Origin of the sequence: Sphingosinithalassobacter sp. LHW66-3 (assembly GCF_050703275.1) — a bacterium.
Taxonomy (GTDB): Bacteria; Pseudomonadota; Alphaproteobacteria; order Sphingomonadales; family Sphingomonadaceae; genus Sphingomonas.
Window position 1 is genome coordinate 2,309,451 of sequence record NZ_CP193482.1, and the last position, 12,406, is coordinate 2,321,856.

Below are 12,406 nucleotides of genomic sequence, written 5' to 3' on the forward strand. Positions count from 1 at the left end.
CGATCGGGAAAGGAGAATACGGTGCTGGCACTGAAGGAAAAGAACGGACTGCTCTGGATACGTGCCGGAGGCAGGCAGGGGGATGAAGCTTATGACCGCTTTGTTCCCCAATTCGAACATATCGCAGAGCGCGAGGCCGGTACCGTCCCGATGGTGATCGAGCTCGCGCCTGACTTTTCGGGTTGGAACTTCGGAGGTCTCTGGCGCGATCTCAAGTTCGACATCCGGCATAAGGATTGTTTCGGCCGGATCGCCATAATCGGCGACAGCGAATGGGAAGAGTGGGGCACGAAATTGTCATCCTCACTCTTCCGCGCCGAAATGAAGTTTTTCCGGCCATCACAGCGTAGTCATGCGGAAAGCTGGGTACAAACCGAGGAGGACGCAGCATGAGTGGCGGACATGAGGTCGATGTCGGGTCGCCTGAAAAGCGCAAGACCCTGTGGGTTGTCCTGTGGCTTAACGTGGCCATCGCGATCGGCTTTTTCGCGGTCGGGTATTTTGCCGATTCTAATGCGCTGTTGGCGAACGGCCTCGATAATTCATCCGATGCCATCGTTTATGCGCTCAGCCTGCTCGCGCTGACCCGCTCACGGACCTGGAAACGCGGGGCCGCACGTTTCTCCGGCATCATGCTGCTGATCTTCTCTGCTGGGGTTATCTTCGATGCTTACCGACGGTTTGTGGAAGGGTCCGATCCGGGCGGGATATTGATGATGGCGATGGCGTTCATCGCGGGGATGGTCAATCTCTATTGCCTGCGCCTGCTGCAGAAGATGGAGAACAAGGACGTCAATATGCGGGCGGCGACCACCTTCAGCTTCAACGACTTTATCTCTAATGGCGGGATCATTATCGCCGGCATCATTGTGATGCTGACCGGAACCAACTGGCCCGACCTCGTTGTGGGCATCGCGGTAGCTTGCATCGCTCTCTATGGCGGCATCGAGATTCTGCGCGACGCTCACATGGATAGCCACGACGATGCGGGAACCAAACACGGCGAGAAGAGGAATTGACCCTATTCGATCTTCCTGCACAATGTGTCCGATGCGCTGGCTTCGGCCGGTGTGATCGTGGCTGGCGTGCTCATTCTGCGATACGAACTTTATATCGCCGATCTGACCATCACGGTGGTCATTGGTGACTTTGTGATCTGGCAGGGCGTTACTTTGTTGCCTCGCACGGTGCGTCTCTTGATGGGCGCGGTGCCGGACGAAAGCGAGTTCGATCGCATTGTGAGCGACCTGCGTGACGCAGAAGGCGTGGCCGACGTCCATCACGTCCAAGTCTGGAGCATCAGCGAGCATTATCGCGCGCTTGAGGCGCATGTCGTTCCTGCCGAATCTTCGTTGCAGGCTTTCGAGGATGTGAAGGCGTGGGCTCGCGGTATGCTCGAGACGCGGCACGCCATCACCCATGCAACGTTCGAAGCCTGCCTCGCTGCCAACTGTGATCCGGTTATGGTCCCGGGCCATCAGGTCGAAAAGAACCAATGCCAAGACCATGATCACGACCATTGACAAGCGCGGCGATCAGGTCGGCCGCTGCAAGCAAGCAGTTTGGTAGCGCACGGCATGAACCGCCCTGCAACTCGTAAAAGAGGACCGACGAATGAAAGCTTCCGATCTTATGGTCGCCGCGCTCGAGGCCGAGGGCGTCGAATATGTTTTCGCCGTTCCAGGCGAAGAGAACCTGGATCTCCTGGAATCGCTGCGAACTTCCGCCATCACGCTGGTTCTGGCCCGTCACGAACAGGGCGCTGGCTTCATGGCGGCGACCTATGGCCGCCTGACCGGCAAGGCAGGTGTGTGCCTGGCAACGCTCGGGCCTGGTGCCACGAACCTGACCACACCGGCGGCCTATGCCGCGCTCGGGGCCTTTCCGCTCGTCATTATTACTGGGCAGAAACCGATCAAGACATCGAAACAGGCCCAGTTCCAGATTGTCGACGTCGTTTCCCTGTTTACGCCGCTCTGCAAGGCTTCGACCCAGATCGTGAACGGCAATCGCATTCCCTCGCTCGTTCGCGAAGGTTTCCGTCTGGCGCAGGAAGAAAGGCCGGGCGCTGTACTGCTCGAGCTGCCGGAAGATATCGCTGAAGAGGAAACGATCGAACCGGTCATACCTCCGCATTACAGGCGTTATGCGGTCGCCGGAGATGCTGCGCTCGACGAAGCGGCCGAGCGCATCATCGCGGCTGGGCGGCCATTGCTCCTGATCGGTGCCGGAGCGAACCGCCGCCGCGCTTCGAAAGCGTTGCGCAAATTCGTGTCTGATACCGGCTTTCCATTCTTCGACACCCAGATGGGCAAGGGCGTGGTCGATGAAGATAGCGAGCTCTATCTGGGCACCGCGGCGCTATCGTCGGGCGATTATGTTCACTGCGCAATCGAAAAGGCCGATCTGATCGTCAATATCGGTCACGACGTGGTGGAGAAGCCGCCCTTCTTCATGGAGCCGGGCGGGCAGACCGTCATCCATATCAATTACAAGGCAGCCGAAGTCGATCAGGTCTACTTCCCGCAGCTCGAGGTCATCGGCGACATCGCCGGATCGGTCGAGCGGCTGGGAAACCGCCTGGATGGCAAGCTGCAGTGCGACCGCAGCTATTATACCGCCCTGCATCACGAGATTGCATCGCACATCTCCGAGACCAGCGACGACGAACGTTTTCCAATGGTCCCCCAGCGCGTGGTTGCCGACGTACGCAGCGTAATGGCGCGCGATGATATCGTTGCGCTCGACAACGGCATCTACAAGATCTGGTTCGCCAGAAACTACATCGCCCACGAGCCTGGCACCATCCTGCTCGACAATGCATTGGCGACGATGGGTGCTGGCCTTCCATCCGCCATGATGGCTGCGATGCTGGCGCCGGGGCGCAGAGTGCTCGCGGTATGCGGCGATGGCGGGTTCATGATGAACTCGCAGGAACTGGAAACGGCCGTCAGGCTTGGACTGAACCTTGTCGTTCTCGTTCTGAACGATGCAGCATACGGCATGATCCGCTGGAAGCAGGACCAGCTCGGCTTTCCGGACTACGGCCTGACCTTTTCCAATCCCGACTTCGTCACCTACGCACAAAGCTATGGAGCGACCGGTCACCGGGTCGAACGGAGCGCAGATCTTGTGGCGGTCCTGAACGACGCATTCGAGGCTGGCGGCGTGCATCTCGTCGATCTGCCCGTCGACTATTCCGAAAACAAGAAGGTGCTGATTGATGAACTCGGCGCAAAGGTGTGTGAGCTATGAAGACGATCGTTCACAATCCGTTCGACCGCGAGCCGGTTGCAGAAGTGCCGCTAATCGACTGGCCTCAAATCGATGAATGGCTGAGTGAAGCGCAGTTGCTCCACCGCGACCGCCATGGCTGGCTTGCCGTGCACGAGCGTATCGCCATCCTCCGGCGGGCTGCGGATATCATGCGCGAACGAGCCGAGGATCTGGCTCTCCAGATCGTCAGGGAGGGCGGCAAACCCCTGATCGATGCGCGCGTGGAAGCCGGTCGCGCGATCAGCAGCGTCGACTTGTGCGTTCAGGCGCTCAGCGATGGCGGCGGCCACGAGATCCCCATGGACCTGACAGAAGCGGGTGCGGGAAGGACGGCATATACCTTCCGCGAGCCGATCGGTCCTGTCGTGGCGATCTCGGCATTCAATCACCCCCTCAACCTGATCGTCCATCAGGTTGCACCGGCGGTAGCAGCCGGGTGCCCCGTTCTCATCAAGCCTGCGCTGGAAACGCCTCTGTCATGCCAGAGCTTCGTGAGCATTCTCCATGAAGCCGGCCTGCCCGAGGCCTGGTGCCGGTTCGCACCTTGCGGCAACGATATCGCCGAAAGAATGGTAACCGATCCGCGCACGGCGTTCTTCTCATTCATCGGTTCTGCGAAAATCGGCTGGATGCTTCGCTCGAAGCTGGCGCCGGGGACCCGCATTGCTCTCGAGCACGGCGGCGCGGCGCCGGTAATCGTGGACAACGGCGTGGAGCGCGCAGCAGTGATCGCCTCGTTGCTTAAAGGCGGGTTCTATCATTCGGGTCAGGTCTGCGTTTCCGTACAGCGCGTATTCGTCCCTGCTGCAGAATTGAAAGACTTCGCCAATGACCTAGGGCGAGCTGCCGAAAAGCTGGTCGTGGGCGATCCCGCCGATGCTCAGACCCAATGCGGACCCCTGATCCGAACGGAGGAAGTTGACCGCGTCGAACGCTGGGTCGATGAAGCCATCGCAGCAGGCGGCACCCTGGTGTGCGGGGGAAGCCGTCTGAGTGATACTCTTTTCTCCCCGACCGTCATTGTCGATCCTCCCGAAAGTTCCAAGGTATCCCAGGAAGAAATCTTCGGCCCCGTGATCTGCGTGTATGGCTATGACGATATCGACCTGGCTATCAAGCAGGCCAATGCCCTGCCTTACGCCTTTCAGGCCGCTGTATTCACGGATCGCCTGTCAATCGCCAATCATTGCATACAGTCTCTGGCGGGATCGGCTGTGATGGTGAACGACCATACGGCATTCCGCGTCGACTGGATGCCTTTTGCAGGGCTGCGCCGCTCCGGGCTTGGCGTCGGCGGGATCCCCTACACTATGGCGGATATGAGCATTGAAAAAATGGCCGTCTGGAACTGGCCGACAGCAGCATCATAACCCGTTCGACAGACCCGGGATGGCGACACGGGCAGCTTCGCACCCGTCGGCCTTTCCCGAAGTTAAGTCTCTTAGGGGCGGCGGACAAAAGCCGTGCATCGGCGAGCCTGACCGAACTGGCGCACGAGGCGCGGGCATCAAGGCTCGGTGGTACCGGCAAGTACATCGATGATGCGACAATCGCCTACCGTGTCTTGCTCGCAGGCAGCGATCATGCGCCCAAGCTCCGTCCGCAACGCCTCCAGGCTGGCGATCTTGCGCTCGACTTCGCCGAGATGGCTTCTGGCCAGAGCGTCAATGCCCGCGCAGGACCGGTCGGCATCATCGGAGAGATCGAGCAATTCCCTGATGCGTGCCATCGAGAAGCCGAGATCACGCGCGCGCCGTATGAAGTTAAGGCGCGCTTCCTCTGCAGGTCCATAGTCGCGATAATTGGCCTTCGTGCGCGGAGGGGCAGCGAGGATACCTTCGCGCTCGTAGAAGCGGATTGTTTCGGATTTGACGCCGGTTATCCGGGCAAGTTGACCAATTCTCATGACAAAGGCTCCTGCCGCTTGACCTTGTAGTTACTACAAGGTGCATAGGGCGGATCGACGCAAGGAGTCGAGTAAATGGGAAAGACCTGCTGCGGCCCCGATGAGGCCGGTGCAAACAACAACGATCCGACATGGCGGCGCATTCTGTGGATCGCGCTGGGCCTTAATGCAATCATGTTCGGTGTGGAGATCGTGGCAGGCATTGCTGCGGATTCGCGCGCCTTGCAGGCCGACGCGCTCGACTTTCTCGGTGATGCGGCAAACTATGCTATCAGTCTTGGCGTAGCGGGGATGGCGCTCGTCTGGCGCGCACGTGCGGCTCTCGTAAAGGCGGCGACCATGCTGGCTTTCGGCCTGTGGGTGCTCGGCTCGGCCATCTGGGGTTTCTTTGTCGGGGCGTCGCCCGACCCGGGAACGATGGGCGCCATCGGTTCTCTTGCTCTGGCGGTAAATCTCGCCGTCGCCGCGATGCTGTTCCGGTATCGCTCGGGCGATGCGAACATGCGCTCGGTGTGGATCTGTTCGCGCAACGACGCGATCGGTAATATCGCCGTGCTGGCGGCAGCGATTGGCGTTTTCGGCACCGGCCGTGCGTGGCCCGATCTGGTTGTGGCGAGCATCATGGCAGGACTGGCGGTGTGGGGAAGTGCCGAAGTCTTCAATCAGGCACGCGGCGAACTGCGCTCTACCTAAACTCCAGAATATCCCCGCGATCGGGGGTTGGAGGAAATACATTTCCGTCTACACCCTGCTATTGCGAATTAATTGCAACAGATATAGAGACCCCTCATGCATCGCATCGTCTCCGCCACCGTCCATCCGGCACTGCGGCTCATTCTGCTGGCGCTTGCGCTGTGTCTGTCCGTCACCGCGAACGCGGAAGAACCCGACGTGCGAACCACCTGGCGTCTGCTCGATTATATCGCGGTCGACTACGCCTCCGCCGTTTCCGAGGGACGTGTTGCCGACGAATTCGAATATCGCGAAATGGTGGAGTTTTCCGATGTCGTGGCGCGGCAGATCGCTGCATTGCCGGATACTAAAGACAATCAAGCACTCATCCGCCGATCGGACCAGCTGCGAGCTCTGATCGCCAATAAGGAACCCGCCGAGCGAGTTGGGCGCTTAGCGCGCGCGCTGGCAGCCTCGTTGCTGACAGCCTACCCGGTTCCGCTTGCCCCTTCGCAAGCGCCCGACCTTGACCGCGCCCGCACTCTCTTCGCGCAGAACTGCGCCTCGTGTCACGGCGCCGCCGGAAGTGCGCCACCGGCCGCAATGCAGGCACTTGATCCCCCGCCGATCGACTTCACCGATATCGACCGGGCGCGGCAGCGCAGTGCGTTCGGGCTTTACCAGGTCATCACGCAAGGGCTGGAAGGAACGTCCATGGCCAGCTTCGCATCGCTGTCCGACGAGGATCGCTGGGCGCTTGCATTCCATGCCGGCAGCATTGCTTTTGAAGATGTGGCCAAGGGCGAGCGTATTTGGCGGGAAGATGATGGCATACGCCAGCTTGTCCCCGATCTCGAGACGCTCGCCGCGCTCACACCGGAAAGTCTGGCCGAGCAGATCGGCGAGGACCGTGCGCTCGCCGTCATGGCCTATCTTCGCGCCAATCCCGATGCGGTGGGACAGGCAAATGACGCAGGTTCGCTCGCCTTCGTTCGCGATACGCTCGATCGCAGCCTGTCAGCTTATCGGGCTGGCAACCGAGAGGAAGCGCGGCAGCTTGCCCTGTCTGCCTATCTCGACGGGTTTGAACCCCTGGAGGCCCTCCTGGCAACGCGCGATGGCGGTTTGATGCGGGAGGTAGAACAGGCGCTCGGGCAATTCCGGGCCGGAATAGAGTCCGGTGCGAATCCATCCGAACTACAGCAACTAAGGGCTCGCATCGATAGTCTGTTGGCAAGAGCCGAGGAAGCGTTGGCTCCTGAGGCGGCCAGCGAAATCTCGACCTTTCTCGGGGCGTTCACCATTCTCCTGCGCGAGGGGATCGAAGCAATTCTGGTTGTGATCGCCATGATCGCCTTTGTGAAAAAGTCGCAGCGCTCCGAGGTATTGCCCTATATCCATGGTGGGTGGATCGCTGCTCTTTTCGCAGGTGTCGCCACCTGGGTCGTAGCAACCTACTTCGTAAGCATCAGCGGGGCGAGCCGCGAGATGACCGAAGGGATCGGCGCGCTGCTTGCGGCTGTCATTCTCGTATCGGTCGGGATCTGGATGCACGGCAAATCCCAGGCCGAGGAGTGGCGGCGCTATATCCAGGAAAAAATGGGCAAGGCGCTTTCGCGCGGATCGGCATGGTTTCTCTTTGGTCTTGCATTCGTGGTCGTCTACCGGGAAGCGTTCGAGACTATTCTGTTCTACGCTGCCCTGTGGAACCCGCAGAGCAGCGGCATCATATTGGCAGGTGCCTTGTCCGCAGTCGCGCTGCTAGCGTTCATCGCATGGGTTATGCTGCGCTACAGCCGCAAACTGCCGATCACCCAGTTCTTCCGCTATAGTGCTATCCTGATTGCGATCCTTGCGGTCATTCTCGCGGGCAAGGGCGTGGGCGCTTTCCAGGAGGCCGGAGTTCTTTCCGCCACTTTCATTGCCGGCTTGCCGCGCCTCGCCGAACTCGGCTTCTTCCCGACTGTCGAGACGATCGGCGCGCAATTGCTCACGCTGCTCGCTCTGATTGCCGGATTTCGGATAAGTCGATCACCATCGGGACCGCAGCCGGCAGCTGTCGAGGGATAGGTGATCCCGGTTTGCGATCAGCGGGGTCCGGTGCCGAGACGGCGCGCGAGCCACAAGGAGGCTGTGGGAACCGCGACCCACATCGCGATCGGTATGAGACCGATTTTGGTTCCGGGCACAAGCGGCATGATTGCACTATAGGACCACCCCCAGTCGGCACCGACAGCCAGCACTTCGACCATGGCAGTAATGGCCAGGCCGATTCCCAGGAACACGACAAAACGCGAGATCGGCCAGTCTACGAGCCACGGCGTTTTACCACTGCCGACAGAGGCGCCGAGATAAGCGGCCACCATGATCCCGGCATCGCCGAACGAGGCCAGGCCGCAGCGACGTGCTGCCTCGGCAGGCGACAGACCTCCCGACTGGTAGAAAGGAAGCTGGAGCATCTCCCAGGCGAAAGCGATGAGAATTCCGAATATCGCGATCCAGAGGGCTGGATGAGCACCGCGCCATTCGCGCGATTCCTCAGAGATTTGGTCCTGATCCTGCATCGTCTGATTCGTCACTCCTGCGATCTCCGTCCCGTCCCCATCGCTCAGGTATCGAATTTGGGAAGAGCGAGGCCGCGCAGGCGCAGGGCGTTGCCGATCACCGATACCGAAGACAGGCTCATCGCTGCGGCCGCGATCATCGGGTTCAAAAGCAACCCGGTCCATGGATAGAGGACACCTGCAGCGACCGGAATTCCGAGCGCATTATACGCAAAGGCAAAGAACAGGTTCTGCCTGATGTTGCGCATAGTGGCCCGAGACAGGACGAGCGCCTGAACAACGCCGACGAGGTCGCCGCGCACCAATGTCACGCCCGCGCTTTCGATAGCGACATCGGTACCCGTTCCCATCGCGATGCCGACATGCGAAGCGGCAAGCGCGGGTGCGTCGTTTATGCCGTCGCCGGCCATAGCGACCCGGCGACCATCGCTCTTCAACTGCTCGATCTTGCGATGTTTGTCCTCGGGCGAGACGTTTGCTTCGACTTCGTCGATACCGACCTGGCTTGCTACCGCACGCGCGGTGGCTTCGCTGTCGCCGGTAAGCATCACGATCTTGATGCCGCGCTCATGCAACGCGGCAATAGCGGTGCGGCTGGTTGCCTTGATCGGATCGGCGACCGCGATAAGGCCTGCCGGTGCCCCGTCCACGGCCACGAACATCACCGTCTGTCCGAGGCTTCGGCCTTCGTCCGCCGTTGACCGCCAGCCTTCTTCGAGCGCCCCTATACGCTCCATCATCTTTTCATTCCCGATCGCGACCAGGCGCTTGTCGACATTTGCCTGGATACCTTCGCCGGTCACGGATTCGATATCGGAAGCGTCGAGAATGGCAGCGCCCCTGTTTTGAGCCCCTTCCACGATCGCGTGGGCGAGCGGATGCTCGCTTCCTCTCTCAACGGCAGCGACAAGGCTCAGCAATTCCTGCTCGTCGAAATTTGGCTGCGGTTTTACGTCGACAAGATCAGGCTTGCCCCGGGTCAGCGTTCCGGTCTTGTCGACGACCAGCGTATCGATCTTTTCCAGCGTTTCGAGCGCTTCGGCGTTCTTGATCAGGATCCCGTGCTGCGCGCCCTTGCCGGTACCGGTCATGATCGACATCGGCGTCGCCAGTCCGAGCGCGCAGGGACACGCGATGATCAGAACGGCGACCGCGTTGACGAGCGCGTAGGCAAGGGCCGGTGCCGGTCCCCAGATGGCCCAGACGACAAAACTCACGATAGCGACAAGGACGACGATGGGTACGAACCATCCGGTGACCTGGTCGGCGAGCCGCTGGATCGGTGCCCGGCTGCGCTGGGCCTCCGCGACCATCTGCACGATCTTCGAGAGCATGGTGTCCGCGCCGACCTGCGTCGCGCGCATGGTGAAGCTGCCGGTCTGGTTTACGGTGCCCCCGATCACGGGATCGCCCGCGCTTTTCTTGACGGGAATGGGTTCGCCACTGATCATGGATTCGTCGATGGCACTGCTTCCATCCTCGAGCGTGCCATCGACGGGGACCTTGTCGCCCGGACGCACGCGCAGCAGGTCCCCCGACGTCAATTCATCGAGCGGTACTTCGCGCTCGTCCCCGCGACCGAAGATCTTCATCGCGGTCGGGGGTGCGAGTTCGAGAAGCGCTCGCAAGGCGCTCGATGTCGATCCGCGCGCCTTGAGCTCGAGCACCTGCCCGAGCAGCACGAGGGTCGTGATAACCGCTGCGGCCTCGTAATAGACGCCGACCCGGCCCGCATGATCGCGGAATGCCTCGGGAAAGATGTCCGGGGCGAGGGTTGCCACAAGGCTGAACAGATAGGCGATGGCGACGCCGAAGCCGATCAGGGTGAACATGTTGAGGTTCATGGTCCGGACCGATTGCAGCGCGCGGGTGAAGAAGGGCCAGCCGCCCCAAAGCACCACCGGAGTTGCCAGCAGGAGCTGCAGCCACTGCGCGATAGCGGGTTCGATGACCTGATCGAACGGTCGCGACGGGATCATGTCGCCCATCGCATAGGCGAAGAGCGGCAGCGTGAAGAGCGCGCTCCACCAGAACCTTCGCCGCATGTCGACGAGTTCGGGATCGGGGCCCTCGTTCAGAGTGACCGTTTCGGGTTCGAGGGCCATCCCGCATATCGGGCAAGAGCCCGGCCCCGGCTGCCGGATCTCCGGATGCATCGGACAGGTGTATATCGTACCTTCCGGGACATCCTCGACAGCATCGAGGTGCGCCTTCGAAAGATACATCTCCGGATCCGCGCGGAACTTGTCGAGGCAGCGCGAGGAGCAGAAGTAATGGTCGCCACCCTCGTGTCGATCGACGAAGCGGGCGCCGTCCATCTTCACGCTCATTCCGCAAACGGGGTCGGTCGCCATACCCTCGATTGCATTGTGCCCATCGCTCATCTGTCGTTCTCCCCTAATTGGCCATCACCACGAACTGCCCCATCATGCCTGCGTCCTCGTGCTCGAGGATATGGCAGTGATACATGTAGGGAGTGTCGGGATCGGTATTTTCTTCGAACCGCAACAGCAGCCTGACCTGTTCACGCGGGTTGACGATTACGGTGTCCTTGAAGCCCGCCTCTTCCGCCCGCGGAGGCCGACCGTCCCGGTCGAGCAAGCGGAACTGCACGTTATGAATATGAAAGGGATGGGCCATCATCGATGCGTTGGCGATTTCCCATATTTCCCACTGACCCACCGGTACGCGCTGATTGATGACGTCCATGTCCATGGTTTCGCCGTTGATCGACATGCCCCGGCCCATCATGCCCATATCGAGCACGAAACGGCGGCTGCGAACGGCGAGTGAGGGGTCTGGCGCAGCAAGCGCGGCCAGAGTGGGCGGGAGCATTACTGGAGTTGACGCGCCTGAGGGGCGCATATCGAGGATCGAAAACGTGCGCCCCTGCCTCTCGCGATCGGCCCGGTTTCCCATCATTCCGCCGCCCATCATACCCCCGCCTTGCCCGCCCATCATGCCCATGGCGTTAGCAGGGCTGCTGGCAATCAGCCGGAGCGGGCGCCCTTCGGAAAGATCGACGATCAGTTGGGCGCGTTCGCCTGGGGCAAGGGTAAGACTGCGAACCTCGCTTGGCGCGGCAAGCAGGCCGCCATCGCTTGCGATGAGTTGCATCGGACGATCACCTTCGAGCAAGAAGGTGTAGAACCGCGCATTCGATCCATTGAGAAGCCGCAGGCGCAGCGGACCGGCGGTGGCGTCGAAAACGGCATTGGCCGTTCCGTTCACATAGATGCGCTCACCTATCACCCCCATCATCCGCGAGTGCATGTTGAGCGGGTAAACGAGGCGGCCTGAGCTGTCGATCACGCGATCCTGCACGACGAGCGGGATATCATCTACACCGTACCGGCTCGGCAGATCGAGGCGATCCTCTTCCTCGTCGCGCACGTAGATCGGGGCAGCAAGTCCGGCATAGACCTGTGGTCCGGCCCGGCGATGCGTATGAGAATGATACCAGTATAGCGAAGCGCGCTGGCGTATTTCGAAGGACGGGCTCCAGCGTTCGCCGGGCCGCACGAGTTGGTGCGGTCCGCCATCCGCGGTGGCGGGAAGTTCGAAACCATGCCAGTGGACGGTCGCATCCTCGGCAAGCTTGTTGTCGATATGAAAGCGAACCTGTTCGCCGCGGCGCATTTCGAGGGTCGGACCGAGATAGGATGCGTCGATACCGATCGTCGGTGACGGCGTGCCGGGCACGAATTCTTTCTCGCCCGGTGTCAGGGACAGGCGAAAGACACGCTCGCCCCGTTCGATCGTTCCGGCCTGTAGCCGAGGTATGGCAAGAGGATTGCTTGCTCCTCGCTGATCGAGCGACACCCTGCTTTGCGTGTCGCAACCCACCAGCGGCAGCGCCGCGAAACCCGTCGCCGCGAGGCCGGCGCTTTTCATGAAGTCGCGGCGATCCTTAAAGTCGGGCCTGTCGATACCGGGCATATTCACCTGTTTTTGCGTGGGAGGCACCGGCGCAACCGCGCGCCTCCCA

At 60.9% G+C, this 12,406-nt stretch carries 11 protein-coding genes; 7 read left to right on the forward strand and 4 right to left on the reverse strand.

The genetic code is table 11. From position 1 onward, the window contains the following. Positions 1 to 21 precede the first annotated feature (21 nt). The 5 genes from ACQ450_RS11315 to ACQ450_RS11335 all read left to right on the forward strand — a co-directional run bounded on the left by ACQ450_RS11315 (position 22) and on the right by ACQ450_RS11335 (position 4,646). Positions 22 to 393, forward strand: a complete 372-nt coding sequence (locus tag ACQ450_RS11315; RefSeq protein ID WP_123880457.1) for an STAS/SEC14 domain-containing protein — start codon at positions 22 to 24, stop codon at positions 391 to 393. Beyond that, positions 390 to 1,019, forward strand: a complete 630-nt coding sequence (locus ACQ450_RS11320; protein WP_008603820.1) for a cation diffusion facilitator family transporter — start codon at positions 390 to 392, stop codon at positions 1,017 to 1,019. The genes ACQ450_RS11315 and ACQ450_RS11320 overlap by 4 nt, the downstream gene beginning before the upstream one ends. 24 nt (positions 1,020 to 1,043) lie before the next feature. Then, complete coding sequence (locus ACQ450_RS11325; RefSeq protein ID WP_230782970.1) at positions 1,044 to 1,523, forward strand: hypothetical protein; 480 nt, start codon at positions 1,044 to 1,046, stop codon at positions 1,521 to 1,523. Positions 1,524 to 1,614: 91 nt separating this feature from the next. After that, positions 1,615 to 3,255, forward strand: a complete 1,641-nt coding sequence (locus ACQ450_RS11330) for an acetolactate synthase large subunit (protein ID WP_431469344.1) — start codon at positions 1,615 to 1,617, stop codon at positions 3,253 to 3,255. Next, complete coding sequence (locus tag ACQ450_RS11335) at positions 3,252 to 4,646, forward strand: aldehyde dehydrogenase family protein (protein ID WP_431469345.1); 1,395 nt, start codon at positions 3,252 to 3,254, stop codon at positions 4,644 to 4,646. Before ACQ450_RS11330 ends, ACQ450_RS11335 begins: the two co-directional genes overlap by 4 nt. A 137-nt stretch (positions 4,647 to 4,783) precedes the next feature. On the opposite strand, the gene ACQ450_RS11340 is transcribed toward ACQ450_RS11335, so the two are convergent. Then, positions 4,784 to 5,182, reverse strand: a complete 399-nt coding sequence (locus ACQ450_RS11340; RefSeq protein WP_088712478.1) for a MerR family transcriptional regulator — start codon at positions 5,180 to 5,182, stop codon at positions 4,784 to 4,786. A gap of 75 nt (positions 5,183 to 5,257) precedes the next feature. On the opposite strand from ACQ450_RS11340, the gene ACQ450_RS11345 reads away from it, so the two are divergent. Together ACQ450_RS11345 and ACQ450_RS11350 are read left to right on the forward strand one after the other, a co-directional pair. After that, complete coding sequence (locus tag ACQ450_RS11345; RefSeq protein WP_119511747.1) at positions 5,258 to 5,875, forward strand: cation transporter; 618 nt, start codon at positions 5,258 to 5,260, stop codon at positions 5,873 to 5,875. A gap of 96 nt (positions 5,876 to 5,971) precedes the next feature. Then, positions 5,972 to 7,924, forward strand: coding sequence for a cytochrome c/FTR1 family iron permease (locus ACQ450_RS11350; protein ID WP_054522849.1), 1,953 nt, complete (start codon positions 5,972 to 5,974; stop codon positions 7,922 to 7,924). Positions 7,925 to 7,941: 17 nt separating this feature from the next. On the opposite strand, the gene ACQ450_RS11355 is transcribed toward ACQ450_RS11350, so the two are convergent. Genes ACQ450_RS11355 through ACQ450_RS11365 form a run of 3 tightly spaced genes read right to left on the reverse strand, consistent with a single transcriptional unit; the run spans position 7,942 to position 12,357 of the window. Beyond that, entirely contained in the window at positions 7,942 to 8,433 is a 492-nt protein-coding gene (locus tag ACQ450_RS11355; RefSeq protein WP_230782967.1) for a hypothetical protein, read from the reverse strand. A 29-nt stretch (positions 8,434 to 8,462) separates the two neighbouring features. Further along, a complete protein-coding gene (locus ACQ450_RS11360) occupies positions 8,463 to 10,802 on the reverse strand; it encodes a heavy metal translocating P-type ATPase (RefSeq protein WP_010240409.1) in 2,340 nt (779 codons plus the stop codon). Positions 10,803 to 10,815: 13 nt separating this feature from the next. Further along, entirely contained in the window at positions 10,816 to 12,357 is a 1,542-nt protein-coding gene (locus ACQ450_RS11365; protein ID WP_431469346.1) for a multicopper oxidase family protein, read from the reverse strand. Positions 12,358 to 12,406: the final 49 nt, after the last annotated feature.